Below are 25,949 nucleotides of genomic sequence, written 5' to 3' on the forward strand. Positions count from 1 at the left end.
ACCCTGGGACTAGTCGACCAGGGACTGTGTACCGAGAACGACCGCCAAGGCGAGCCGATCGGCATCCTCGGTTCCCGGCTCTGCCGTGTAGATCATGACCCGGAGGTCGTCGCCCGCCACCACGAGCGTGTCGCAGTCGAGTGTGATGCGACCGACGGCCGGGTGATCGATCATCTTGCGCCGCGCCGGATCGTGGCGTGGTGCGGTGTCACTCGATTCCCAGAGCGCCGCGAAGCGCGGGCTGAGCGCCGCGAGCTCGCGGATGAGGCGCCTGAGGGAGCGATCCGCGGGATACCGCGCCGCGGTCAACCGCAGCTCGGCCACGAGCCCCGTCTCGAATGCGTGCTTCTCCTCGGCGGTCATCACGGTTCGGGTGCCCGGCCCGACGAGGTTCCGCCAGATCGCGTTGCGTTCGATGCCGCGCGCGCTCGTGCTCACGCCCATCAACGCCTCGTAGGGCGGATTCGCCACGATGAGCGTCATGGCGGCGTCGTAGACGGCGAGCGGTGTGTTGGCGAAGCGATCCAGCAGGCGCTGCACGCTGGGGGAGATTCGGGTCGGCACCACGTCGAGACCGGGCGCGGTGTGACCCGCGAACCGGTAGAAGAGCTCGCGATCGGCATCGCCCAGGCGCAGCGCACGGGCGAGGGCCTCGACCACCTGAGCCGACGGCGAGGTCGCACGACCCTGTTCGAGGCGGGTCAGGTAATCGGCCGAGATGCCGGTGAGCGCGGCGAGCTCCTCACGGCGCAGCCCGGTCGCCCGGCGACGGCCGCTGGTGGGCAGACCGACGGACTCGGGCACCACCGCGTCGCGACGGCGGCGCAGCATCCGGCCGAACTCCCACGATTCCATGCCTCCAGTGTGCGCCTCGGCCGTGCCGTTGTCCTGGGTCTGCCGGTCCTACGACAACGGGACGACTGGCTGCCGGTGTTCCCGCGACCGAGACTCGAATCATCGACGAGGGGCCGGAGCGGCCCACCAAGGAGCGACCATCATGTCTCAGCACCGCGTTCTCGTGACCGGCGGATCGGGTTTCATCGCCGGGCACACCATCCTGCAGCTGATCGAAGAAGGCCATCTGGTGCGCACCACCGTGCGTTCGGCGGCGCGGGAGAGCGCGGTTCGTGGCGTGCTCGCGGATGCCGGCCTGGCGCATCCGGAGGCGCTCGACGTCGTCGTCGCCGACCTCGAGCACGACGCCGGCTGGGCCGAAGCCGTCGACGGGGTCGATTTCGTGCTCCATGTGGCGTCGCCCGTGCAGCCGGGTCACGTCGAGAACGAGGACGACCTCATCCGGCCCGCCGTCGACGGCGCCCTCCGGGTGCTGCGGGCCGCGCGCGACGCAGGCGTGAGCCGAGTCGTGCTGACCTCGGCGTTCCACGCCGTGAGCTGGGGCTATCCGCCGAGCGACCACGTCTTCTCCGAAGACGACTGGACCGTTCTCGACGGGCCGGATGTCGACGCCTATGGCAAGAGCAAGACCCTCGCCGAGCGCGCCGCCTGGGATTTCATCGCCGCCGAGGGGGGATCGATGGAACTCACCACGATGCTTCCGGTCGCCGTGATGGGGCCGGTGATGGGTTCGGAGATATCGGGCGCCAACCAGATCGTGCAGCGGATGCTCGCCGGAGCGCTGCCCGCCCTGCCGCCACTGTGGATTCCGGTGGTCGACGTGCGCGACGTCGCGAGGGCGCACCTTCTCGCGATGACGGCGAGCGGGGCGGCGGGAGAGCGCATCCTGCTCTCGAACGGGCCCGCGCTGGCCCTGACGGAGATCGCCGCGCTGCTGCGGGAGCGGCTCGGCGCGGCGGCCGCCCGCGTCCCCTCGGAGTCGATGCCGGGCGACCCCGGCCAACCCAAGCTGACGTCGAACGAGAAGGCGCACCGTGTGCTCGGCTGGGAGCCGCGCCCCGCCGCCGACGCCATCCTGGCCGCCGCCGAGTCCCTCCTGGCGAAGCACCTCGTCGACCCGCGTGCCTAGTTCGAAATCGCAAACGTGACGAGAACCTCGCCACATGCGGGGTCGGTCGGCGTCTCGTTTGCAGTTCTGGACGGGCTGTCACGCGCCCGATCGCGCGACGGGCACCGGAGCGCAGGAGCGACGGCGGGGCCATGCCGTCGAGCCCGGGTCGGTAGGCTGGACGGGCCATGATCCAGACGATTGACCTCCGCGGCCGCACCCTGTCCCGCTCCGAACTCGCCGCCGTCGTGCCGCGCGCCGACACCGACGTGTCGGTGGCCTCCGATGCCGCCGCCGCGATCGTGGAGGCGGTGCGCACCGACGGGCTTGTCGCCCTGCGCGACCAGGCCGAACGCTTCGACGGCGTCGTGCCCGAGCACGTCCGCGTGCCGGCCGAGCACATCGTCGAGGCCGTCGCCGGGCTCGATCCCGCGGTGCGCGCGGCACTCGAGGAGGCGATCGTGCGCGTGCGGCAGGCGACCGCGGCCCAGATCCCGGATGCGCGACTCACCACGCTCGCCGACGGCGCGGTCGTGGAGCAGCGCTGGCACCCGGTGCAGCGCGTCGGCCTCTACGTTCCCGGCGGCAAGGCGGTCTACCCCTCGAGTGTCGTGATGAACGTCGTGCCCGCGCAATTGGCCGGTGTCGGCTCGATCGCCATCTCCTCGCCTCCGCAGCAGGAGTTCGGCGGGCGCGCGCACCCGACCATCCTCGGCGCGGCGGGCCTGCTCGGCGTCGACGAGGTCTACGCCATCGGGGGAGCGGGCGCGATCGGCGCCCTCGCCTACGGCGTCGAGGAGATCGGCCTCGAACCGGTCGACGTCATCACGGGCCCCGGCAATGTCTTCGTCGCCGCCGCCAAGCGCGTGGTGCGCGGAACCGTCGGCATCGACTCCGAGGCCGGACCCACGGAGATCCTGATCGTCGCGGATGCCTCGGCCGATCCGTCGTTCGTCGCCGCCGACCTGGTGAGCCAGGCCGAGCACGACGAGCTCGCCGCCGCGGTGCTCGTCACTGACTCCGCGGCCCTGGCAGACGCGGTCGTCGTCGAACTTTCCGCCACGGCATCCTCCACGCGGCACGCCGAGCGCGTCGCCGTGGCTCTCGACGGGCCGCAGTCGGCCATCGTGCTGGTCGACTCGATCGCCGTCGCCGCCGCGTTCAGCAACGCCTACGGCCCAGAGCACCTCGAGATCCAGACCGCCGATCCGGATGCCACGCTCCGCGACATCCACGACGCCGGCGCGATCTTCCTCGGCGCCTACTCGCCCGTGAGCCTCGGCGACTACCTCGCCGGCTCGAACCACGTGCTCCCCACGGGCGGGCAGTCGCGGTTCTCGTCGGGTCTCGGCGCCTACACCTTCCTGCGCCCGCAGCAGGTCATCCGCTACGACCGCGCAGCGCTGGAGGCGGTGGCGGCGCGGATCGTCGCCCTGTCGTCGGCCGAGAACCTCCCGGCCCACGGCGAAGCGGTCACGGCGCGCTTCGATAGCTAGCCGAGGCGGCCGCCACGAGTTGGGCCGTGTAGGGGTGCGACGGCCGCGCCAGCACGGCCGACGTCAGGCCCTGCTCCACCACGAAGCCGTCTTTCAGCACCACGGTCTGACCGGCGACCTCCGACGCGAGCGCGAGGTCGTGGGTGATGAACACCATCGCCATGCCGAACTCCTCCTGCAGGTTCGACAGCAGCGCCACCACCTCGGCCTGCACCGAGAGATCGAGCGAGCTCGTGATCTCGTCGCACACCAGCACCTCGGGCCGGGCCACGAGAGCCCGCGCGAGAGCGGCGCGCTGACGCTGCCCGCCGGAGAGCCGCTGGGGCAGGGCGACGGCGTGGTCGGCGCGCAGGCCCACCGCCTCCAGCGCGCGCACCGCCGCCTCTTCGGCCTCGGCGCGGCCGAGACCCCGCAGCCGCCGGGCCACGATCGCGATCGAGGCGCCGATCCGCCGCCGCGGATTGAGCGACCCCCACGGATTCTGGAAGACGTATTGGATGTCGCGGCGCTGCGCCTGGGTGCGCGCGCTCACGTCGTGGGCGAGGTCGACGCCGTGCAGACGCACCGCCCCGCCGAAGTCGGCGTGCAAGCCGGCGATCGCCCGAGCCGTCGTGGTCTTGCCGCTGCCCGACTCGCCGACGATGGCCAGGCAGCCGCCGCGCGGCACCGAGAAGCTCACCTCGTGGGTCACCTCGACGCGGCGGTGCCGAGCCGACACCGCACTCACCTCCAACACCGCGGGAGCCGACTCGAGATCCGGCCGTTCCGGTCGCGCGGAGGCGGAGGGCAGCGATCCGATGAGCTTGCGGGTGTACGGATGCGTCGCGCTCGTGAGCAGCGCATCCGGTCTCCCCTCTTCGACGATCGCGCCGCCGTGCATCACCGCGATGCGGTCGGTGAGACCGAGCAGCAGCTGCAGGTCGTGGCTGATGAAGAGCACGCCCGCATCCCGTTCCGAGGCCAGCCGGCGCACCAGTTCGACCACGCGGTGCTTGGTGGTGACGTCGAGGCCGGTGGTCGGCTCGTCCATCACGACGAGGGCGGGGTCGAGGGCGAAGGCGATCGCGATCGCCACGCGCTGCTGCTGCCCGCCGGAGAGTTCGTGCGGGTACCGGCGTGCGAACTGCCCCTCCGCGCGCAACCCGACGGCGCCGAACAGCTCGGCGCAGCGCGCCTCCGCATCCGCCACGCCGTGGGCTCGCAGCACCTCGGCGAACGACACCCCCACGCGGATGCCGGGATTGAGGGCGGATCCCGGGTCTTGCGGCACGTAGCTCACGGTGCGGCCCCGCTCGTCGCGGAGCCGGGCCGGGTCGACGGGAGAGTGCGCGTCGAGGATCGGGCGACCGGCCACCACCGCGATGCCCGACTGCGCGATCAGCCCCGGGCCGAGGTGCCCGAGCATCGCGAGCCCGAGGGTGCTCTTGCCGCTCCCGGTCTCGCCGGCGAGCCCCACCACCTGACCCGGAGCGATCTCGATGCCGGTGCCGTCGAGCACGACCGAGCCGTGCCGCCCGACGGTGATCGTCAGATCACGCGCGAATCCGCCCCCCATCCGCCCGCTCATCGGGCGCTCCGTCCGGCGACGGCCCGCGCCAGGGCGTCGCGCACGAGGTTCATGCCGAGCAGGAAGACGGCGATCATGATGACGGGAGCGAACACCGCCAGGGGTTGAAGCGTGATCCCGCCCTGGTTCTCATGGATCATCGCGCCCCACGACACGGCCCCGCTGCTGAACCCCAGGTAGCTGAGCGAGGCGAGCGCCACGAAGCACACCGACAGGCGCACCCCGAACTCCACCAGCACCACGCCGATGATGTTCGGCAGCACCTCGCGGAACAGCAGGCCCGCCCGCCCCGCCCCCGAGGCGCGAGCCGCGCGGAAGTAGTCCTCCGTCACCACGCCCTGGGTGGCGGCGTTCACCACGCGGGCCGTGTACGCGATCTGGGCGAGGGCGACCGACACCGTCAACGTCACGGGGTTCGCCCCGAAGGCGGCGAGGATGATCAGCACGAGCAGGATCTGCGGGATCACCATGACGCTGTCGCTGAGGAAGAGCAGGAACCCGGCGGTGCGCCGCCCGCTGATGCCGATCAGCATGCCGAGCACCACCCCGACTCCGATGCCCAGCGCCGCGGCGATCAGGCCCTCGACGAGAAACGCGCCCCCGCCCACCAGAACCCGGCTGAGCACGTCGCGCCCCAGGTTGTCGGCACCGAGCGGAAGACCGGGAGCGGGCGCGGCGTAGGCACGTGCCACGAATTCGCCGGGCGGAGTCGGGGCGATCAGCGGGCCGAGGAGGGTCACCACGACGACCGCGACGACGGCCACGGCGCCGGCCCAGGCCCGCGGGTCGACCAGCATGGCCCGCAGCAGCGATCCGGTGTGCCGGTCGTGGATCGGCGTCGTGATGTCGGGCACGTCGAGCGAGGTCATCGGGTGCTCCTCAGTCGGGGGTCGGTGAGTATGCCGATCAGGTCGGCGAGGAGGAACGTCACGACGAGCACGGTCGCGACGCCCATGGCGATCGCCTGCACCACCACGATGTCGCGCCCGGCGACCGCGGCGACGAGCGCCGATCCGATGCCGGGGAAGGAGTAGACGGCCTCGACGGCCACGGTGCCGCCCAGCAGATAGTTGATGGTGACGCCGCCCACCTGGGCGCTCGGCCCGGCGACGTTCCGCAGCGCGTAACGGCCGAGGATGCGGGACTCGCGGATGCCGCTGAGCCGCGCCCAGCGCACGTGGTCGCCGGCCAACTGGTCGCGCACCAGGGTCTTGACCGATTCGGTGAGGTGCGGGGTGGCGATCAGCACCATCGTGGCCACCGGCAGCACCAGCAGATCGCCCTGCGCGAGGGCGGCCTCCCGCGGATCGAGGGGGGAAGTGGGAGGGACCAGCCCGAACAGCCCGGCGAACACCGCGACCAGCACGATGCCCACGACGAACTCCGGCAGCGCGAGGATGCCCTGCATGAGACTCGAGATCGAGACGTCCTGCCAACTCCCGGACCGCCGCGCGGCCAGGGTGCCGAGCAGAACTCCCAACGGCAGGGTGATCGCCGCCGAGATCGCGACCAGCGCGGCGGTGTTGGAGACCCGCACCGCGAGCAACTCGGACACGGGGGTGCCCGACGCGAGCGAATCGCCGAGGTTCCCCGTGACGAGGCCGGACACCCAGTCGAGATACTGCACGATGGCGGGGCGGTCGAGTCCCAGCTCCGACCGGATGCGGGCCAGCTGTTCCGGAGTGGCGGTCTGACCCAGGAGCTGCCGGGCGATGTCTCCGGGCAGCGCCTGGGTGGCGAAGAAGACGAGGAGGGAGACGACCGCGAGCATGCCGATCCCGATCGCGACCCTTCGCAGGATCATCCGGGCGATCAGGCCCGTGTCGCTCGTCGCGACCCTCTCCCTCGTCGTCATCAGCCCAGCGACAGGATGCGGAAGTTGTATCCGAACGCCCCATCCGAGTTGGGATAGGCGGTCGCGCCGCTCACGTCGTCCGACAGCCCCACCAAGGCGTCGAGGAACATCGGCACGATGTAGGGGCCGCTGTCGTATTCGATCGTCTGCATCTGTGCCACGAGATCCTTGCGCTCGGTGTCGTCGACCGTCTGGATGGCCTGGTCGAACAAGGCGTCGTATTCCGGATCGGTCCAGTGCGACGAATTGTACGGGGCGGTGGCCGTGATGGTGAAAGCGGCCTGGTCGAAGATGCCGAGGAAGCCCCAGAAGCTGAGCGACAGCGGATAGGTGCCGTAGGCGTCGCCGTAGAAGGTGGCGCTGTCGACGAACTCGTACTGGATGTCGAATCCGGCGGCCGCGGCCTGCTGCACCAGCACCTCGTTCTGGCGCTCGCTGGTGGGCTGGTTGTCGGTTCCGACCAGTTTCACGGCCAGCGGCAGCGTGTAGCCGGCGGCTTCGAGCATGGCCTTCGCCGCCTCCGGGTCGTATTCGCGCTGAGGCAGATCGGCGTCGTACATCGGGTCGTAGGGGTTGAAGACGTCGTTCCCGAGGGTGCCGTAGCCGTTGTAGACCTGGTCGATCAGCTGCTGCCGGTCGACCGCGAGGCGGAGGGCCTGACGCACGACCGGGTCGTCGAACGGCGCCTGCTGGGTGTTCATCACCCAGGTGAGCGTGCCGCTCGTGCCGTAGTCGAACACGGAGTAGCCCGTGGTGCCGTCGATCACGTCGACGATCGTCGGGTCGACGCTCGCATCCACGTCGATCTGGCCGGCGGTGAGGGCGGATGCCGCGCTGGTGGCATCGGCGAAGCTCACCACGTCGAGTTCATCCACTCCGGGGGCTCCCCGGAAGTAGTCCTTGTTGGCGGTGAAGGTGAGCTGCACGCCCGGGTCGTTGTCGCTCAGCACGAACGGACCGGAGCCGATCGGCTTGGCCGGGTCGAAGTCGGCCGGAACGATCGCGGTCGTCGGACTGGTGAACGCCTCGGGGAAGGTCACCGTCGGGTAGAGCAGCGTGAACTTCACCGTGTGCTCGTCGACGGCCTCCACCTGGTCGGGATCGATGAAGGGGAGCGATCCGCTCGGCGGCAGCTCCTCGGCGAACCACCGCTTCACCGTGGCCACCACGTCGTCGGCGGTGACGGGATCGCCGTCGCTCCAGGTGGCGTCGTCGGCCAGGGTCACGGTCCAGACGTCGGCGGTGTCGCCCGGTTCGACCGCGGTCGCCAGCTGGGGTGTCCAGTTGCCGTCGGGGCCGAATTCGGTCAGGGTGTCGAAGACCTGGCGGGAGATGACGTAGCCGCCGGTGGTCGTGGCTTCGGCCGGGTCGAGGGAATCGGCATCCGAGAGCGACGCGATGCCGACCGTGAGAACCGACGAGGTGTCGTCGTCGGTCGAACTGCTGGTGGTGCAGCCTGCGAGCAGGAGCACGAATCCGAGTCCGGCCGCGGCGATCGGGATGGAGCGGCGGAGCCCGCGGGGACGGGGGCTGTGGGTGGTGCCGAACATGACTTCTCCTTCCAAGGGGGTGGGTGGTGCAGGGTCTTCAGGCTGCGGCGGACTCCGTGTCGGTCTGGGTGTCGGTCTCGTCGAGCAGGGTGAGCCAGACCCGGGTGCCGGGCTCGAGCCAGGTCTTCATGCCGATGAGCTCCAGCTGGTCGGCGCCTTCGACGACCCAGCCGATGGCCGAGACGGGGAGCGGCTCGGCCGGGATGTCGTTCCCGTACATGATCGAGATCTGCTGGCGCGGGCCGTAGTACGACACCGCACCGCGGATCTCGGTGCCGCTCTCCGCGACCTCGGCGGCGAGGTCTTCGGGGTAGAAGATGTTCTCCCAGTCGGAGAGGAATTTGGTCTGCATGAGCAGCAGATCGCCGGTGAGCTTGCCGTGCTGGAGGTAGGTGGCGAACGGCAGCGACTCGCGGATGGTCTGCGCCAGCAGCGGCACCTTGTCTTCCCAGATCTCGATCACGGCGACGTCCTCGCCGGCCAGGTTGAAGTTGACCTTCATCGTGTTTCTCCTTGTCGTCTCGTCGGTCGATCAGGCGTTCGCGGCGTCGGCGATGCGCTGGATGGGGTTGACCCGCTTGAAGCCGTCCACCAGACCCCACGGGAAGGCGATGTCGACCCAGCCGTGCAGGCGGTTCATGTAGGTCATGATCGACTGCGTGAGGTCGGCGAACTCCTGCATGGTCGCGGCTTTGCGGATGCCACCGACGTAGAGCTTCATCACCTCGCCCGCCTCGGGGAGGCCGACGTAGATGTTCATGTTGGCCTTGTACTGGCCCATCTCGTCCATGTAGGCCACCAGGGTCTTCAGGTCGAGCTCCGGATGCCGCGTGGCCGTGGCCCAGGCGAACCAGAGGATCTCGTCGGTGAGCGTGCGCAGCTCGTTCTCGGCGAAGATCATGGTGGAGAGGTAGTTGTTCTTCGCGCCGGTTCCGAGCGGCACCTTGCCGACCGAGAGGTCGAGCACCTCCTGCGGGGGCTTCTCCCAGATCGCCTCGCGTGCTGCGTCGATCTCGGCGATCACGTCGTCGATCGTTCCCACTTCTCTGCGTACTTCTGCCTGTGCGACCACTGGATTCCAGCCTTTCTCGTCGGAGGTTCCTGCGACTCCGCCGTGGCGGCGCCTCACAGCCGACGATAGAACTTCGACCGCGAGTTTGTCACTAGATGCAAGCCATTTTCATTCAGCGGTAACAGAATTGAAACATTTGCTCATACAATGAAAAGAAAAGTCAGTCGATGAGGGGTGAAGGATGTCGGAAGACGAGGTGAAGCCGTCGACCAGAACGGTGGACAGGGCTTTGTCGTTGTTCGCGAACGTGCTGTCGGGGAGCAACCGCAACTCGCTCTCCGAGATCGCGCGCGCGGTCGACCTCTCGCCGGCCACAGCCTCGCGCCTGCTCGCCACGCTCATGGCGCACGGTCTCATCGCGCGGTCGGAAGACGGCAACTACGGCGCCGGGCCGCGGATGAAGCAGCTCGCCGCGGAGGCCCTGCGCGACGATCCGCTCTACGAGCTGGCCGGGCCGCACCTCGACCAGCTGGCCGAGTCGACGCAGGAGACGGCCTCGCTCGGCAGCGCGGTCGGCGACGACGAGGTGCTCTACCTGCGGCAGGTGTCGCCCGACGCCCAGCTGGTGCGGGCGGGAGGCTGGACGGGCCGCACGATCCCGCGTCACGACACCGCGATGGGCCAGGCTCTCTCGGGCGAGGTGCTCGCGGGCGGCTACGCCATCTCCAGCCGCGAGGAGAACGAGGTCGACGCGGTGGCGGTGCCGGTGTTCGGCCACCGCGGCACCATCCTCGGGGTCATCAGCATCAGTGCGCCGCGCTACCGCACGAGCTACGACGACCTCGAGCGCTTCGGCCGTCTGCTCCTCGTGCACGCCGCCCAGATGTCGGAGGCCCTGGGCGCGAAGCTGTCCGATCTCCGCCAGCGGGGCTTCTTTCCTGTTTAGCTGCCTCGGGCGCCGTGCTGCGCGCGGCGTCCTCAGGTCGCGCCGGTCCTTGCCCGGCGCTCCGCGACATGTTCGGCTGAGGTCGCTACCGCGGCCTCGGCCTCACCCTGTGTCGTCTAAGCGCGGCCCGCGGCCTGCGATCTCGTTTCCCCGGTGTTGGGAATGGGATACGAAAGTGACAGGCCTCTTTCGATGACCCAGGGTGAGCGCGCGGCCGCTTTGCGACCGCACGCGAACATGTCGCGCGGCGCCGGGCAGGGACCGGCGACGCCCGTGGACGCCGCGCGAAGCACGGCGTCCACGGCAGCTAAAGCAGCGCCCGGTGCACCGACGCCACCGCGCTCGAGCCCTCGCCGACCGCGGCCGCGACGCGCTTCATCGAGCCGCGGCGCACGTCGCCGGCGGCGAAGACCCGCGGAATCGACGTCTCGAACGGCAACGGCTCGCGCCCGAGGTTCTGCCAGGCGAGCGATTGGGCGGCGAGATCGGCGCCGGTTCGCAGAAACCCGTCGCCGTCGCGGTCGAGGGTCGTCAGCCAGGTCGTGGCCGGATCGGCGCCGATGAAGCAGAACAGGCCACGCGCATCCACGTCGCCCACGCTGTCGATGCGCACCCGTTCGAGCGAGTCGCCGCCCTCGAGCCCGATCACCCGCGAGCCGGTGTGCACCTGCACCCGTGACTCCTCCGTGAGCCGGTCGACGAGGTAGGCCGACATCCGGCTCCCGAGGTCGGTGCCGCGCACGACCAGGTGCACCGAGCATCCGTTCGCCGCGAGATAGAGGGAGGCCTGTCCGGCCGAGTTGGCCCCACCGACCACCACGACGGGGGAGTCGCTCACCTGCCGCAACTCGAGCTGGGTCGCCGCGTAGTAGATGCCGGCGCGTTCGAACTCCTCCCAGCGATCGAGATCGAGGGTGCGGTAGGCGGCTCCCGCCGTCACGATCGCCGTGCGGGCCCGGATGACCGCGCCGTCGGCCAGCGTGACCTCGAGCACGTCGCCACTGCTGTCGAGACTCACCGCCTCGCAGGGCGCGTAGACCCGCACCCCGAATTTGAGCGCCTGCAGGCAGGCCTGTCCGATCAGATCGCGGCCGCTCACCCCGAAGGGGAACCCCAGGAAGTTCTCGATGCGCGAGGTCGCCGCCGCCTGGCCGCCAGGGGCGATCGCGTCGACGAGCACCGTGCTGAGACCCTCGGATGCGCCGTAGATCGCCGCTGCGAGTCCGGCCGGCCCGCCGCCGATCACCACGAGGTCGGCGATCTCGTCGGCCTGCGCCCGATAGCTCAGCCCCAACCGCTCCGAGACGATCCCCGGCGTGGCGCGGGTGATCGGTTCGCCCTGGATGAAGGCGACCGGCAGGTCGTCGGCCTGGATGTCGTGGCCCGCGAGGGCGCCCAGCTCGCCGGGCGGGAGCTCGGCCGCGACGTGCACGAGATCGAGTCGCTCGGCGAAGCGGCGGAGGGCCAGGAAGTCGCGGTCTGCGCCTCTGCCGACGAACTTGAGGGTGAGCGCGGCCGGTCCGCGGCGGAGGTTCTCGCGCCGTGCCCACAGGGCATGGAGCACGATGTCCCCGAGCTCGTCGTCGTCATCCATGAGGGTGCGCACGGCGGTGCGCGACACCCGGAGGATGCTCCCGGCCTTGCTCGCGCGGGCGGAGAGAAAGGCGCCCTGGCCGTTCAGCAGTCCGAGCTCGCCCACGAACGAGCGCGGCCCCATCCGGGCAATGAGGGTCTCGTCGACCCAGCCCAGGGAATCCCGCACCACTTCGACCTCGCCCGACTCCACCAGGATGAGGTCGTAGTCGCGATCGCCCGAACGGAAGAGGTAGTCGCCCGCGGCGACGTCGTGCTCGGTGCCGAACGCGAGCAGGCGCGTCCATTGCTCGTCGGTGAGTTCGGGCTGCTGCACGGGGTCCAAGGCGGCGGGTTCTTCCATGGCTGACATGCTTGACATGCTAGTGAACGCGGACGTCGGAGGGATGTCTTCGGCCGACCAGGACCACGCGATGAGCCGATACCATGGAGATCGCCATGTACTGCCCTTATTGCCGCTACCCCGACTCCCGCGTCGTCGACTCGCGCACGACCGACGACGGTCTGGCCATCCGCCGGCGCCGCCAGTGCCCCGATTGCGGCCGCCGTTTCAGCACCACCGAGACCGCGTCGCTCAGCGTCATCAAGCGATCCGGCGTCGTCGAGCCGTTCAGCCGCGAGAAGATCGTGTCCGGCGTGCGCAAGGCCTGCCAGGGGCGACCCGTCACCGACAGCGACCTCGCGGTGCTCGCGCAGCGGGTGGAGGAGACGGTTCGCCTCTCCGGCGCCGCGCAGATCGAGGCCAACGACATCGGTCTCGCCATCCTCCAGCCCCTGCGCGAACTCGACGAGGTGGCCTACCTCCGCTTCGCCAGCGTCTACCAGGGCTTCGACTCGCTCGACGACTTCGAAGCCGCGATCACCCTGCTCAGAGTGGAGCACGACCAGGCTGCCTCCGGTGTCACCGCCGACGGCTCCGGCACCCCTGAGTAACGGCATGTACGACCTGCTCTTCCGGCACGTGCTGTCGAAGCTCGATCCGGAGCGGGCGCATCACCTCGCCTTCGACGTCATCCGGGCCATCCCGTTCTTCAAGCTCGACGGAATCGTGTCGCGATTCACGACGAGCCCGGTCGACCTCTCGGTGCACACGCTCGGCCTGCACTTCCCGACTCCGTTCGGGCTCGCGGCCGGTTTCGACAAAGACGGCAAGGCCATCCGCGGATTCGGTGCGCTCGGCTTCGGCCACGTCGAGGTGGGCACCATCACCGCGCGGCCGCAACCCGGCAACCCGCGGCCCCGGTTGTTCCGGTTGATCCCGGATCGAGCCGTCATCAACCGCATGGGCTTCAACAACGCCGGAGCCGCCGCCGCGTCGCTGCGACTGGCCCGCGTGCGGTCGCTCACGCATCCGCGACCCGTCATCGGTGTGAACATCGGCAAGAGCCGTGTGGTCGAGGTGGATGACGCGATCGACGACTACCGGCAGAGCGCCCGCGCCCTCGCCCCGATGGCCGACTACCTCGTGGTGAACGTCAGCTCGCCCAACACGCCCGGACTACGGGGCCTCCAGGAACTCGAGAAGCTCTCGCCCCTGCTCTCCGCCGTGAAGGCCGAGGCGGGAGCGACCCCCCTGCTCGTGAAGATCGCTCCCGATCTCACCGACGACGAGGTGCTGGCCATCTCGCGGCTCGCGGTGTCGCTGGGTCTCGACGGCATCATCGCCACGAACACCACCATCTCCCGGGAGGGTCTGAAGACGGATGCGGCCGTGGTCGAGGCGGCCGGTGCCGGCGGGCTGTCAGGCGCGCCGCTCGTGGCCCGCTCGCTCGAGGTGCTGAAACTCATCCGGTCGGCCGTGCCCGCCGAACTCTGCGTGATCTCGGTGGGCGGAGTCGACACCGCCTACGACGTCGACCAGCGGCTGGCCGCGGGGGCCACGCTGGTGCAGGGTTACACGGCGTTCCTCTATCGCGGGCCGCTCTGGGCGCGCAGCATCAACATCGGCCTCGCGCGCCTCCGCAAGACCCGACAGGGGGAGTGAGCCCGGCGAACCGGGCGGGTCTCAGCTCGGGTACTGGCCGCGCTTGACCTGCGGCTTCGGCAGGCGCAGGCGGCGGAACTGCAGGGCGCGCATCGTGGCGTACCAGCGCACCTTCTCCACCTTGTCGGCGCCGAACTTCTCGCGCATCTTCTTCATCAGCCGCATCCCGAGGAACAGGCTGTCGCCGATCACGATCACCACGAAGGCGTAGAGACCGAGCATCACGGCGGCCTGCATCTCGGGCATCGGCACCAGGGTGAGCAGGATGACGACGAACATCACCGGGATGAGGAACTCGCCCAGGTTGAAACGGGCATCCACGTAGTCGCGCACGTAGCGCCGCTGGACCCCCTTGTCGCGAGCGGGGAGGTACTTCTCGTCTCCGTTGGCCATGCCCACGCGCGCCTTGTCGCGCATCTCCTGCTGACGACGCTTGTAGTCGCGGCCCGCCTCCTTGCGGTCGGAGGGAACGAGGGGTCGCTTGTTGGCCGCCTCGCGCTCCTTGCGGGTGGGGGTCGCGTGACCCTTGCCCGTCTGCTCCTCCACAGGAGCTTCGATGGGCGCTTCGGTCGTGCTGGATTTCTTTGCCACGGTGTCCTCGCTCGTTCGTCTCTTAAGATTACCTGCATGACAGACAGCAGTGGCTCCTCGTTCGCCCAGAATCCGCCGCAGAGCGCTCTCGAGGCGGCCCTCGCCGAGACCGTCGAACTCGGGCTCCCCGCGAGCATCGCCGACCTCAGCGCTCTGGTGCGCATCCCCTCGGTCTCGTGGGCGGCGTTCGATCCGGCGCACGTCGAGGCCAGCGCCGACGCGGTGGCCGAGCTCTTCCGCTCGACCGGCGTCTTCGAGGCGGTCGACGTGCTGCGCGCCTCCACGGAGTCGGGTGAGCTCGGCCAACCGGCCGTGCTCGCCACCCGGCCGGCGAAGAACGGCAAGCCCACGGTGCTGCTCTACGCGCACCACGACGTGCAGCCCCCCGGTCAGGATGCCGACTGGGATTCACCGCCCTACGAGCCGACCGTGCGCGGCGACCGCCTCTACGGGCGCGGCGCCGCCGACGACAAGGCGGGCGTGGTCTCGCACCTCGCGTCGGTGCGAGCGCTGGCGGCGGTGGCCGGCACCGACTTCGATCTCGGTCTCGTGGTGTTCATCGAGGGCGAGGAGGAGTTCGGCTCCCGCTCGTTCGCGAACTTCCTCGAGACCAACCGCGAGCGGCTCGCCGCCGACGTCATCGTCGTGGCCGACTCCGACAACTGGAACACGGAGACCCCGTCGCTCACCATCAGCCTGCGGGGCAACGTCACGTTCAAGCTCACGGTCTCGACGCTGGCGCACGCCTCGCACTCGGGGATGTTCGGGGGCGCCGTTCCGGACGCGATGCTGGCCACCATCCGCTTGCTCAGCACCTTCCACGACGACAACGGGTCGGTCGCCGTCGACGGGCTGACGTCGCGGCCGATCTCGGCGCCGGAGTACACGGAGGAGACGTTGCGCGCCGAGGCGGGCCTCCTCGACGGGGTGCAGCCGATCGGCACCGGATCCATCCTGTCGAGGCTGTGGGCGGGGCCGTCGATCACGGTCACCGGCATCGACGCGCCGACCGTGGCCAACGCCTCGAACACCCTGGCGCCCACGGTGTCGGTGCGGGTGAGCGCCCGGATCGCACCGGGGCAGGCGGCGTCCGACGCGCTGGCCGCGCTCGAAGCGCACATCCGGTCGCACACTCCCTTCGGCGCCCAGGTCGAGATCAGCGATGTCGACACGGGTGACCCGTTCCTCGTCGACACCTCCGGCTGGGCGGTCTCCGCAGCGAAAGACGCGATGCGCGACGCGTGGGGCGCCGAGCCGGTCGAGGCTGGGGTGGGGGGCTCGATCCCGTTCATCGCCGATCTGGTGCGGGTGTTCCCGGAGGCGCAGATCCTGGTCACCGGCGTCGAAGACCCGCACACCCGTGCCCACAGCCCCAACGAGTCCCTCCACCTCGGCGTCTTCAAGCGGGCCATCGCCGCCGAGGCGTTGTTATTGCTCCGCCTGAACTCCCGGGAATAGTTGCGGCAACCGTCCCGTTGCCGGAGTTAGACTTCTTCCATACTTCCGAACGAATGGAGTGCACATGAGCGACACAACGCTGACCGCTGACGTCGAGGCGCCGGCGCACAAGGTGGGCATCACGCCCGCCGCGGGCCAGAAGGTGCGGAGCCTCCTCGAGCAGGAGGGTCGCGACGACCTGCGTCTGCGCGTGGCCGTGCAGCCCGGCGGCTGCTCGGGTCTCATCTACCAGCTCTACTTCGACGAGCGGATGCTCGACGGAGACGGCGTGGTCGACTTCGACGGCGTCGAGGTCATCGTCGACAAGATGAGCGTGCCCTACCTCGAGGGCGCCACCATCGACTTCGAAGACACGATCCAGAAGCAGGGCTTCACGATCGACAACCCGAACGCCTCCGGAAGCTGCGCGTGCGGAGACTCGTTCCACTGAGTCGCGACGCGAATCCCCGGATTCAGGGGCCGTTCCTTCGGGAACGGCCCCTTTTTCGCATCCGAAGCACGCGCATCCGGTGTGCCTGTGGCAACGGCGGCGACCGCGACCCAGTAGGCTATGAAAAGGTCAAATACACTGTGGTGTAGCTTCCCGAAAGGTCTGTGGTGCGCTCTAACCGACGTCTCCGATGGGCCGCGATTCCTATCGCGGCGCTACTGTCCGTTGTCTTGGCCGGGTGCACCCAGGAGCAGCTGCAAGGCTGGCTTCCCACCGAGCCCGGCACCACCAACAACGTCGACCGGGTCATCGGGCTCTGGGTCACGTCGTGGATCGTGCTGCTGGTCGTGGGTGTCATCACCTGGGGCCTCACCATCTGGGCGATCGTCGTCTACCGGCGGCGCAAGGGGCAGACCGGTCTTCCGGTGCAGCTGCGCTACAACATGCCGATCGAGATCTTCTACACGATCGTGCCGCTCATCCTCGTGCTCGGCTTCTTCGCCTTCACGGCCCGCGATCAGAGCGAGATCGAGGCGAAGTACGACAGCCCCGACGTGAAGATCCAGGTCTTCGGCAAGCAGTGGGCGTGGGACTTCAACTACGTCGACGAGAACGTCTACTCGCCCGGCATCCAGGGTCAGGACAACCCGGATGACGCGAACGGCTCGCTCGTCGAGTCCGAGATCCCGGTGCTCTACCTGCCCGTCGGCAAGAAGGTGGAGATCGAGCTCCAGTCGCGCGACGTCATCCACTCCTTCTGGGTCATCGACTTCCTCTACAAGAAGGACATGCTGCCGGGCAAGACGAACTACATGTACGTCACGCCCGAACGCGAGGGCACCTTCAGCGGGAAGTGCGCCGAGCTCTGCGGCGAATACCACTCGATGATGCTCTTCAACGTGAAGGTCGTCTCGCAGCAGGAGTACGACGACTACATCCAGTCCCTGAAAGACGCCGGTCAGGAGGGTCAGCTGGGCCCGGAGTACAACCGCAACCAGAACCTCCCGGGCATCGGCACGCCCGCGCACGAAGAAGAGTAGGAGCGCGCCATGACAGCAACAGTGGCGGTATCGCCCGGCGGCACGGCCCCGGCCCCCATCCCGACTCCGTCGAAGTCGGTGGGCCGCAAGGGCAACATCTTCATCAAGTGGATCACCTCCACCGACCACAAGACCATCGGGTACATGTACCTGATCGCCTCGTTCCTCTTCTTCTGCCTCGGTGGCGTGATGGCCCTGGTCATCCGCGCCCAGCTGTTCGAGCCGGGTCTCGAGCTGCTGCAGACCAAAGACCAGTACAACCAGCTCTTCACGATGCACGGCACGATCATGCTGCTGATGTTCGCGACGCCGCTGTTCGCCGGCTTCGCCAACGTCATCATGCCGCTGCAGATCGGTGCTCCGGATGTCGCGTTCCCGCGTCTGAACGCGTTCGCCTTCTGGCTGTTCCTCTTCGGCTCGCTGATCGCGGTGTCGGGCTTCCTCACCCCGCAGGGTGCGGCGTCGTTCGGCTGGTTCGCCTATGCGCCCTTGTCGAGTACGACGTTCACACCGGGTGACGGCGGAAACATGTGGGTGTTCGGTCTGGGGCTCTCGGGCTTCGGCACCATCCTCGGCGCGGTCAACTTCATCACCACGGTCATCACGCTGCGCGCGCCGGGCATGACCATGTTCCGCATGCCGATCTTCACCTGGAACATCCTGGTCACGTCGATCCTCGTGCTGATGGCCTTCCCGGTTCTCGCCGCTGCGCTCTTCGCCCTCGGTGCCGACCGTGTCTTCGGAGCCCACGTCTACGACGCGGCGAACGGCGGCGTGCTGCTCTGGCAGCATCTGTTCTGGTTCTTCGGGCATCCGGAGGTGTACATCATCGCGCTGCCGTTCTTCGGCATCGTCTCCGAGGTGTTCCCTGTCTTCAGTCGCAAGCCGATCTTCGGCTACAAGACCCTGATCTACGCCACGATCTCGATCGCGGCGCTCTCGGTCACCGTCTGGGCGCACCACATGTACGTCACCGGATCGGTGCTCCTCCCGTTCTTCGCGCTGATGACGATGCTCATCGCCGTGCCGACGGGTGTGAAGATCTTCAACTGGATCGGCACCATGTGGCGAGGCTCGGTCACGTTCGAGACACCGATGATCTGGGCCATCGGCTTCTTGATCACCTTCACCTTCGGTGGTCTGACCGGTGTCATCCTGGCGTCGCCGCCGCTCGACTTCCACGTCTCCGACACCTACTTCGTGGTGGCGCACTTCCACTACGTCGTGTTCGGAACCGTCGTGTTCGCCATGTTCTCGGGCTTCTACTTCTGGTGGCCGAAGTGGACGGGCAAGATGCTCAACGAGCGGCTCGGCCACTGGCACTTCTGGTTGCTGTTCATCGGCTTCCACACCACGTTCCTCATCCAGCACTGGCTGGGCGTCATCGGCATGCCGCGTCGCTACGCGACGTATCAGCCCGAAGACGGATTCACCTGGATGAACCAGCTCTCGACGATCGGCGCCTTCATCCTCGCCGCGTCGATGATCCCGTTCTTCCTGAACGTGTACATCACAGCCCGCAAGGCGCCGAAGGTCACCGTGAACGACCCGTGGGGCTACGGCCGCTCGCTCGAGTGGGCCACGTCGTGCCCGCCGCCGCGGCACAACTTCACCTCGATCCCGCGCATCCGTTCGGAATCTCCGGCGTTCGATCTCAACCATCCGGAGGCCGGCGTGCCAGTCGGCGTCGGGCCCGCGAAAGACGCCCCGGATGCTCCCACGTACGACCTCTCGCAAAGCAAGGTGAAGTAAGGCATGAGAGCCAATACCAATCTCTTCTGGATCCTGGCCATCTTCATGCTGTTGGCCGACGCGGTCTACACGGGCTGGTCGCTGATCTGGTACGAAGGTCAGCTGGAGCCCGTCGGCACCGTGGCCATCGGCCTCTCGGCCATCCTGGCGGCGTTCCTGGCCTTCTACCTGGGCCGTGTGCACAAGGCCCAGGGCGCGGAGCTGCCGGAAGACCTGCTCGACTCGAACATCGACGACGGCGACCCTGAGATGGGCTTCTACAGCCCGTGGAGCTGGTGGCCGATCATCCTCGCCGGTGGCGGTGCGCTGATGGTGCTCGGCCTCGCGGTCGGCTTCTGGATCTCGTTCATCGCGGGGGCCTTGCTGCTCGTCGCGATCGTCGGCTGGGTCTTCGAGTACTACCGCGGCTACTTCGCCCGCTAGGCTCCGCGACGACAACCGCCTGACTCCTCGGCTTGCCCGATCGGACCCGCGCTCCTCGAGAGCGCGGGTCCTTTCGTTTGTGCTCCCTCGGTCGAGGCCGCACCACGCGGGGCGCCGTTGACACCTCGGGAGGCCGCAGCGGCCTCCCCGATCGTCCGTCGACCACTCGTGGCCTCCCGACCACCGGCCAGCGCCGCCGCGACCTCGGGCGCCGTGCCGTTCGCGGCGGTGATGTGGGCCGAGACGAAGAGGCGGTCGAAGCAGTCGGTGCGCGTGCGCCGGTCACCGTCTTGACGTCGGGGGACACTGCCGCGGAAAGGGTGTCTTCACCGCCGAAGACGGTGCCGTTGGTGACGCCACGTGACATGAGGAGAACCTTCTCATCAGCGGTCAGCGCGGTGGCCTCGCCGTTGACGGGCCGCACGGGTGCCCTATTCCGACGAGTTCAGTAGTTCTCTCCGCCGGCTCTGTCGACCAGCGGCGCCTGTGGCGGACGCTGTCATCGGCAGCGAGGCTCTCAAGGGCACCCCGACGTGATCGATGCGTCGAAGGCGGCAACGACGAAGGGCCCGGCACCGCAAGGTATGCGATGCCGGGCCCTGGGGCGGGGGAGGGGAGCCTAGTGGTGGCCGGGGCCCTCGATCTCGTCGTGCGCTGCAGCGCCGTGGCCGTGACCGGCTTCGAGCTCCGTGCGGGAGGCCGGCGCGATGCGGTCCTCGAAGAACCACTTCGAGAGACGCACCCGCAGGCGCGCGCTGCCCGTGATCTTGCCCTGGCTGTTGGGGCGCAGCATCAGCGGCTCGTAGACCTCGTAGTCGACCAGCTTCCAGCGCTCGTAGTCATCGACCTGCTCGTGCACCTCGATGTACTCGCCACCGGGCAGACGCACGATACGGCCGGACTCATAGCCGTGCAGCACGATCTCGCGATCCTTCTTCATCAGACCGATGCAGACGCGCTTCGCGACGAAGTAGGCCAGGAACGGCCCGAGGATGACCCAGGCCTGGATGGCATGCGTCACGCTCTCCAGCGAGAGCTGGAAATGCGTCGCGATGATGTCGGAACTCGCCGCGGCCCAGAGGCCGGCGTAGAAGGTGACACCGGCCGCACCGATACCCGTGCGGGTCGGAGCATTGCGCGGGCGGTCGAGGATGTGGTGCTCGCGCTTGTCGCCCGTCACCCAGCCTTCGATGAACGGATAGACGGCCACCAATCCGAGCAGCACCAGCAGCGCCAGAACGGGCACGATGATGTTGAACGACCAGGTGTGGTCGAGCCAGACGAACTCCCAGCCCGGCGGGATCAATCGGAGCGCACCGTCGGCGAATCCGATGTACCAGTCGGGTTGCGTACCCGCCGAGACCGGCGATGGGTCGTAAGGACCGTAGTTCCAGATCGGGTTGATCGTGAAGAACGCGGCCATCAGCGCGACGACACCGAACACCAGGAAGAAGAACCCGCCGGCCTTCGCGGCGTACACCGGGAGGATCGGGTAGCCGATCACGTTCTTCTGTGTGCGACCGCCACCGGCGAACTGCGTGTGCTTGTGCACCACGACGAAGACCAGGTGGAGCGCGATGAACGCGACCACCAACGCCGGCAGCAAGAGGATGTGCAGGGTGTACAAACGCCCGATGATCGCCGTGCCCGGGAACTCCCCGCCGAACAGCAGGAACGAGATCCAGGTGCCGACGAAGGGGATGCCCTTGATCAGGCCGTCGATGATGCGAAGACCGTTGCCCGAGAGCAGGTCGTCGGGGAGCGAGTAGCCGGTGAAGCCTTCGGCCATCGCCAGCACGAACAGCGTGAAGCCGATGACCCAGTTGAGCTCACGCGGCTTGCGGAACGCACCCGTGAAGTAGACGCGCAGCATGTGGATGCCGATGGCGGCGATGAACAGCAGGGCCGCCCAGTGGTGGATCTGGCGAACCAGCAGACCACCGCGGATGTCGAACGAGATCTTCAGCGCCGAATCCATCGCCGCCGACATCTCCATGCCCTTCAGCGGCGCCCAGGAGCCGTTGTAGGTCACCTCGGCCATCGAGGCCTGGAAGAAGAAGGTCAGGAAGGTTCCGGACAGGATGATGATGACGAAGCTGTAGAGCGCCACCTCGCCGAGCATGAACGACCAGTGGTCGGGGAAGATCTTGCGGCCGAACTCCTTGACGACGCCCGAGATGCTGGTGCGCTCGTCGATGTAGTTCGCTGCCGCCGCCGTGAAGCCGCCGCTCTTGGCGGGAGCCGGAGCCGGAGCCGCGACCTCGGCCGGGGCATCCGATCTTTCTATCGTGGTCATGAACGCTCCCAGAAACTCGGACCGACGGGCTCGTTGAAGTCGCTCTGAGCAACCAGGTAGCCCTCGGAGTCGACCTCGATCGGCAGCTGCGGCAGCGGGCGCTTGGCCGGGCCGAAGATCACCTGGCACTCGTTCACCACGTCGAAGGTCGACTGGTGGCACGGGCAGAGCAGGTGGTGCGTCTGCTGCTCGTAGAGGGCGACGGGGCAGCCGACGTGCGTGCAGATCTTCGAGTACGCGACGATTCCGTCGTACGACCAGCTTTCACGCCCGGGGCTGATGTTGAGGTCGTCGGGGTTGAGGCGCATGAGCAGCACGGCTGCTTTGGCCTTCTGCTCCAGACGATCGGGGGCCTCGTTGAGACCCTCCGGGATGATGTGGAACACCGAGCCGATGGTGACGTCGGACGCCTTCACCGGAATGCCCGAGGGGTCGAGCGTGAGGCGCGCACCCTTCTTCCACATCGTGTGGCTGAGCAGCATCGCCGGGTCTTCGCTCTGCGGGGCGAGACCGCGGAACAGCACGAGGCCGGGCAGCGGGAACGCGATCAGCGCACCGATCAGGCTGTTGCGGATGAGGGTGCGACGCCCGAAGCCCGACTCCTGGTCGGCCTCGTGGAAGATCTCGACCGCGCGGGCGCGCGTCTCGTCGGTTCCCCGAACGGGGTGACGGATGTCGATGCCTTCTTTGTCGTACATGATGGCCTTGGCCCAGTGCACGGCTCCGAGACCGATCCCGAACAGGGCCAGCGCGATGCCGATGCCCATGAAGAGCGTGTTCAACCGGACGGATCCGACGTCGTCGTTCTCGATGGGGAAGGCCATGTAGGCGGCGACCGCGAAGACGCTGCCCGCGATCGAGAGGTAGAAGAGCGTGTAGACCGACCGCTGAGCACGCTTCGCGGCCTGGGGGTCGGTGTCGGTGACGCGCTGGCGGTGGGCGGGCTCGCCAGGGTTTGCGACGTCGGACGCAATGACCGCGGTGCTGGTCGATGCCGTTCGACTCGTCTCGACGGCCGACGAATCGGAAGCGGGGGTCTCTGCCCCGCTCACCTCGTCATGTGCCATTGTTGTCCCTTTCGAGCTGTGCTGGTGTGTGCTGTGCCGGTGTTCACGAGATCCGGGCGGCTAGTTCGACTTCGCGGTGAGCCAGACCATCAGGCCGATGATCGCGCCGAGTCCGAAGATCCACGCGAACAGGCCTTCGGCGACCGGCCCGAGCGACCCGAGCTCGACGCCGCCCGGAGACGGGTTGTTCTCGAGGTACTTCAGGTAGGTGATGATGTCGCGCTTGTCTTCGGGCGTCAGGTTGTCGTCGTTGAAGACGGGCATGTTCTGCGGGCCGGTGAGCATGGCCTCGTAGATGTGCGTCGCCGCGACACCCGTGAGCTCGGGCGCGAACTTGCCCTCGGTGAGAGCGCCGCCCGCTCCGTGCACGTTGTGGCACATGGCGCAGTTGATGCGGAACAGCTCGCCGCCGTTCGTGGCGTCGCCGTCGCCCTGCAGGAGGCTCGGGTCGGGGATGGCCGGGCCGGGGGAGATGGAGGCGACATAGGCCGCGAGAGCTGCGGTCTGCTCGTCGGTGAACTGCGGCGGCTTCTGCATGGCCTGCGGCCCCTGCATGGCCATGGGCATCCGCCCCGTTCCCACCTGGAAGTTGACGGCCGCCGCGCCGACGCCGATGAGGCTCGGCCCGTCGGCGGTGCCTTCGAGGCTCATGCCGTGGCAGGTGGCGCAGTTGGCGGCGAAGAGCTTCTGGCCCTCCTCGATCGTCTCCTGGCTGGTGGCGCTCGTGTCAGCGGTGGCGGTGGTCGTGCTGCTGAGGAGCGCGTACCCACCACCCGTGACGACCAGGCCGATAGCAATCAGCAGTACAGTCGCCAGCGGGTGGCGTCTGTTCGCTTTCCTGCTCGTGCGGGCCATTCTCTCTACTCTCTGTTCGGGGCGACGTCGGTGGAACATGACGGAGGCGCTACTTCAGCACGTAGATCACGAGGAACAGGCCGATCCAGACCACGTCGACGAAGTGCCAGTAATAGGAGACCACGATGATGCTCGTCGCCTCTTTGTGACCGAAGTTCTTGACCGCGAAGACACGCCCCAGCATGAGGAGCATCGCGATGAGGCCGCCGGTTACGTGCAGGGCGTGGAAACCGGTGGTGAGGTAGAAGGCCGAACCGTAGGCGCTGCCGTCGATCGTGATGCCCTCGGAGACGAGGGTCGCGTACTCGAGCACCTGGCCGCTGACGAAGATGGCGCCGAAGGCGTAGGCGAGGAACATCCACTCGGTGATTCCCCAGTCGACCGGCTTCCAGCTCGTGCGCTTGGTCTGCCCGCGCTCGGCGGCGAACACCGCGAACTGGCACCAGAACGATGAGATGACCAGGATGATCGTGTTGACGAGCGCGAACGGAACGTTCAGCGTGTTGGCCTGCTCGGCCCAGGCGCCGGGGTTCGTCGACCGCAGCGTGAAGTAGATCGCGAAGAGGCCGGCGAAGAACATGACCTCGCTGCCCAGCCACACGATGGTACCCACCGCCACGATGTTGGGGCGCTGGACCATGGGGGCACTCTGAGAATGGGTCAATGAGCTGCTCGTCACAGGTCCATTATGTCCGAAATCGTCAGGTGATTTTGCATTTGGGGGACTAGGGCGCGAGGTTGTCGGCGTGTCCCGGCAGGGATACACGTCGGTGTTCGCCGAGCGGCGCCCCATAAGATCGCTGGTATGGCGAACACGCAATCCTGGCCCGGAATGATCGCTCACCTCCTCGCCGGTGAGGATCTGTCGATCTCCGAGGCGACCTGGTCGATGAACAAGGTCATGGAGGGCGACGTCACCGAGGCTCAGTTGGCCGGATTCCTGGTGGCGTTGCGGGCCAAGGGCGAGACCGTCGACGAGATCGTGGGCTTTCGCGACGCCATCCTCGAGCACTCGCTGCCGCTCGAGATCGACCCGTTCGCGCTCGACATCGTGGGCACCGGCGGCGACAGCTTCGGCACCGTGAACGTGTCGACGATGGCGTCGATCGTGGCCTCGGCGAGCGGAGTGCCGGTGATCAAGCACGGCAACAAGGCCGCGAGCTCGCTCTCGGGGTCGTCGGACGTGCTGCGGGCCCTCGGGCTCGACATCGACCTCGAACCGGCGCGCGTCGCCGAGGTGTTCCTGGAGACCGGGATCTCGTTCGCCTTCGCCTCGAAATTCCACCCCGGCTTCAAGAACGCAGGTGTGGTGCGGGCGGATCTCGGCGTGCCCACCGTCTTCAATTTCCTCGGCCCGCTCTGCAACCCGGCTCGCGCAGAAGCCTCCGCGGTCGGCGTGGCGCACCTGGACCGGGTGCCCCTGATCGTGGGTGTGTTCCAGACGCGTGGCGCCACCGCGCTGGTGTTCCGTGGCGACGACGGGCTCGACGAGCTGACGACCACGGGGCACAGCCACATCTGGGAGGTGTCGCGCGGTTCGGTGAAGGAGCACGACCTCAACCCTCGTGATCTCGGCATTCCCCGCGCCTCGATCGAAGACCTCCAGGGCGGCGACGCGGCGCACAACGCCGACGTCGTGCGGCGGGTGATGAACGGCGAACAGGGCCCGGTGCGCGACATGGTGGTGCTGAACGCGGCCGCCGGGCTCGTGGCCTTCGAGCTGGTCTCCGACCCCTCCGAGGTCGACCGCGGCATCGTGGAACGGCTCACCGAGAAGATGGCGATCGCGTCAGCCGCGATCGACTCGGGTGCGGCCGCGAAGAAGCTCGCCGCCTGGATCGACGCGACGAATAGGCGCTAGTCGTTGTGGGGTACCGATCCGCCCCTTCCGGGCTCGCCCGGCCTTCGGCAGGGCGGGCCCTTATTGCTCGCGCCGCCGCTTCTGCGGCGCGAGGCGACATGTTCGCGTGAGGTCGCTGACGCGGCCTCGCGCTCACCCTGGGTCGTCGAGAAAGGCCCGCAGCTTGCCGTCTCGTCCCGATGTCTCTGGGCGGTTCAGCGGGCTGCGGGC

At 68.2% G+C, this 25,949-nt stretch carries 24 protein-coding genes; 11 read left to right on the forward strand and 13 right to left on the reverse strand.

All coding sequences use genetic code 11. From position 1 onward, the window contains the following. Positions 1-9 precede the first annotated feature (9 nt). Positions 10-855 (reverse strand): helix-turn-helix transcriptional regulator, encoded by an 846-nt coding sequence (locus BLW00_RS08320; RefSeq protein WP_092552242.1) that lies wholly within the window; start codon positions 853-855, stop codon positions 10-12. Positions 856-997: 142 nt separating this feature from the next. Here BLW00_RS08320 and BLW00_RS08325 point away from each other — a divergent pair, with 142 nt between their 5' ends. Both BLW00_RS08325 and hisD read left to right on the forward strand, forming a co-directional pair. Beyond that, positions 998-1,984, forward strand: a complete 987-nt coding sequence (locus BLW00_RS08325; protein ID WP_092552245.1) for an SDR family oxidoreductase — start codon at positions 998-1,000, stop codon at positions 1,982-1,984. Between the two features lie 167 nt (positions 1,985-2,151). Then, positions 2,152-3,459, forward strand: a complete 1,308-nt coding sequence (gene hisD / locus BLW00_RS08330; RefSeq protein WP_092552248.1) for a histidinol dehydrogenase — start codon at positions 2,152-2,154, stop codon at positions 3,457-3,459. On the opposite strand, the gene BLW00_RS08335 is transcribed toward hisD, so the two are convergent. From BLW00_RS08335 to BLW00_RS08360, 6 genes are read right to left on the reverse strand one after another with little or no spacing between them, the layout of a single operon-like run. Then, on the reverse strand, positions 3,437-5,026 hold the full coding sequence (locus BLW00_RS08335) for an ABC transporter ATP-binding protein (RefSeq protein ID WP_092552251.1): 1,590 nt from the start codon (positions 5,024-5,026) through the stop codon (positions 3,437-3,439). The genes hisD and BLW00_RS08335 overlap by 23 nt on opposite strands. Beyond that, positions 5,023-5,895 (reverse strand): ABC transporter permease, encoded by an 873-nt coding sequence (locus tag BLW00_RS08340; RefSeq protein WP_092552254.1) that lies wholly within the window; start codon positions 5,893-5,895, stop codon positions 5,023-5,025. Before BLW00_RS08340 ends, BLW00_RS08335 begins: the two co-directional genes overlap by 4 nt. Next, entirely contained in the window at positions 5,892-6,881 is a 990-nt protein-coding gene (locus BLW00_RS08345; protein WP_092552257.1) for an ABC transporter permease, read from the reverse strand. Before BLW00_RS08345 ends, BLW00_RS08340 begins: the two co-directional genes overlap by 4 nt. Further along, a complete protein-coding gene (locus tag BLW00_RS08350) occupies positions 6,881-8,431 on the reverse strand; it encodes an ABC transporter substrate-binding protein (protein WP_092552260.1) in 1,551 nt (516 codons plus the stop codon). The genes BLW00_RS08345 and BLW00_RS08350 overlap by 1 nt, the downstream gene beginning before the upstream one ends. A gap of 37 nt (positions 8,432-8,468) precedes the next feature. Further along, positions 8,469-8,933, reverse strand: coding sequence for a hypothetical protein (locus BLW00_RS08355; RefSeq protein ID WP_092552263.1), 465 nt, complete (start codon positions 8,931-8,933; stop codon positions 8,469-8,471). Between the two features lie 30 nt (positions 8,934-8,963). Continuing rightward, a complete protein-coding gene (locus BLW00_RS08360) occupies positions 8,964-9,473 on the reverse strand; it encodes a cucumopine synthase-related protein (protein WP_092552266.1) in 510 nt (169 codons plus the stop codon). A 211-nt stretch (positions 9,474-9,684) separates the two neighbouring features. On the opposite strand from BLW00_RS08360, the gene BLW00_RS08365 reads away from it, so the two are divergent. Then, positions 9,685-10,389 carry an IclR family transcriptional regulator gene (locus tag BLW00_RS08365; RefSeq protein ID WP_092552269.1) on the forward strand — a complete coding sequence of 235 codons (705 nt, stop codon included), beginning with the start codon at positions 9,685-9,687 and terminating at the stop codon, positions 10,387-10,389. Positions 10,390-10,696: 307 nt separating this feature from the next. Here BLW00_RS08365 and BLW00_RS08370 read toward each other — a convergent pair whose 3' ends face one another. Further along, positions 10,697-12,334: an FAD-dependent oxidoreductase gene (locus BLW00_RS08370; protein ID WP_245741466.1), complete on the reverse strand. Its 1,638-nt coding sequence runs from the start codon at positions 12,332-12,334 to the stop codon at positions 10,697-10,699. An 86-nt stretch (positions 12,335-12,420) separates the two neighbouring features. On the opposite strand from BLW00_RS08370, the gene nrdR reads away from it, so the two are divergent. Both nrdR and BLW00_RS08380 read left to right on the forward strand, forming a co-directional pair. Beyond that, positions 12,421-12,915 carry a transcriptional regulator NrdR gene (gene nrdR / locus BLW00_RS08375; RefSeq protein ID WP_092554590.1) on the forward strand — a complete coding sequence of 165 codons (495 nt, stop codon included), beginning with the start codon at positions 12,421-12,423 and terminating at the stop codon, positions 12,913-12,915. Between the two features lie 4 nt (positions 12,916-12,919). After that, positions 12,920-13,966, forward strand: a complete 1,047-nt coding sequence (locus BLW00_RS08380; RefSeq protein WP_092552275.1) for a quinone-dependent dihydroorotate dehydrogenase — start codon at positions 12,920-12,922, stop codon at positions 13,964-13,966. A gap of 21 nt (positions 13,967-13,987) precedes the next feature. Here BLW00_RS08380 and BLW00_RS08385 read toward each other — a convergent pair whose 3' ends face one another. Further along, positions 13,988-14,557: a DUF3043 domain-containing protein gene (locus BLW00_RS08385; RefSeq protein ID WP_092552278.1), complete on the reverse strand. Its 570-nt coding sequence runs from the start codon at positions 14,555-14,557 to the stop codon at positions 13,988-13,990. A 36-nt stretch (positions 14,558-14,593) separates the two neighbouring features. On the opposite strand from BLW00_RS08385, the gene BLW00_RS08390 reads away from it, so the two are divergent. From BLW00_RS08390 to BLW00_RS08410, 5 genes are all read left to right on the forward strand, one after another. Further along, positions 14,594-16,015, forward strand: coding sequence for a dipeptidase (locus BLW00_RS08390; RefSeq protein WP_092552281.1), 1,422 nt, complete (start codon positions 14,594-14,596; stop codon positions 16,013-16,015). A 64-nt stretch (positions 16,016-16,079) separates the two neighbouring features. Further along, positions 16,080-16,445 (forward strand): HesB/IscA family protein, encoded by a 366-nt coding sequence (locus tag BLW00_RS08395; RefSeq protein ID WP_092552284.1) that lies wholly within the window; start codon positions 16,080-16,082, stop codon positions 16,443-16,445. Between the two features lie 167 nt (positions 16,446-16,612). Beyond that, positions 16,613-17,485 carry an aa3-type cytochrome oxidase subunit II gene (ctaC, locus tag BLW00_RS08400; protein WP_092554592.1) on the forward strand — a complete coding sequence of 291 codons (873 nt, stop codon included), beginning with the start codon at positions 16,613-16,615 and terminating at the stop codon, positions 17,483-17,485. Between the two features lie 9 nt (positions 17,486-17,494). Continuing rightward, positions 17,495-19,237: an aa3-type cytochrome oxidase subunit I gene (gene ctaD / locus BLW00_RS08405; protein ID WP_245741469.1), complete on the forward strand. Its 1,743-nt coding sequence runs from the start codon at positions 17,495-17,497 to the stop codon at positions 19,235-19,237. A 3-nt stretch (positions 19,238-19,240) separates the two neighbouring features. After that, positions 19,241-19,660, forward strand: coding sequence for a cytochrome c oxidase subunit 4 (locus BLW00_RS08410; protein ID WP_092552287.1), 420 nt, complete (start codon positions 19,241-19,243; stop codon positions 19,658-19,660). 619 nt (positions 19,661-20,279) lie between these two features. On the opposite strand, the gene qcrB is transcribed toward BLW00_RS08410, so the two are convergent. From qcrB to ctaE, 4 genes are read right to left on the reverse strand one after another with little or no spacing between them, the layout of a single operon-like run. Next, a complete protein-coding gene (gene qcrB, locus BLW00_RS08415) occupies positions 20,280-21,956 on the reverse strand; it encodes a cytochrome bc1 complex cytochrome b subunit (RefSeq protein WP_092552290.1) in 1,677 nt (558 codons plus the stop codon). After that, the gene (gene qcrA / locus BLW00_RS08420; protein ID WP_092552293.1) at positions 21,953-23,023 is read right to left on the reverse strand and encodes a cytochrome bc1 complex Rieske iron-sulfur subunit; all 1,071 of its coding nucleotides are present in this window, start codon (positions 23,021-23,023) and stop codon (positions 21,953-21,955) included. Before qcrA ends, qcrB begins: the two co-directional genes overlap by 4 nt. A 60-nt stretch (positions 23,024-23,083) precedes the next feature. Further along, positions 23,084-23,878: a cytochrome bc1 complex diheme cytochrome c subunit gene (gene qcrC, locus BLW00_RS08425; RefSeq protein ID WP_092552296.1), complete on the reverse strand. Its 795-nt coding sequence runs from the start codon at positions 23,876-23,878 to the stop codon at positions 23,084-23,086. A gap of 49 nt (positions 23,879-23,927) precedes the next feature. Next, positions 23,928-24,518: an aa3-type cytochrome oxidase subunit III gene (gene ctaE, locus BLW00_RS08430; protein ID WP_092552299.1), complete on the reverse strand. Its 591-nt coding sequence runs from the start codon at positions 24,516-24,518 to the stop codon at positions 23,928-23,930. Positions 24,519-24,683: 165 nt separating this feature from the next. On the opposite strand from ctaE, the gene trpD reads away from it, so the two are divergent. Then, positions 24,684-25,739, forward strand: a complete 1,056-nt coding sequence (trpD, locus tag BLW00_RS08435) for an anthranilate phosphoribosyltransferase (protein ID WP_092552302.1) — start codon at positions 24,684-24,686, stop codon at positions 25,737-25,739. Positions 25,740-25,949: the final 210 nt, after the last annotated feature.

Source organism: Herbiconiux ginsengi, from assembly GCF_900107435.1.
Classification (GTDB): Bacteria; Actinomycetota; Actinomycetes; order Actinomycetales; family Microbacteriaceae; genus Herbiconiux; species Herbiconiux ginsengi.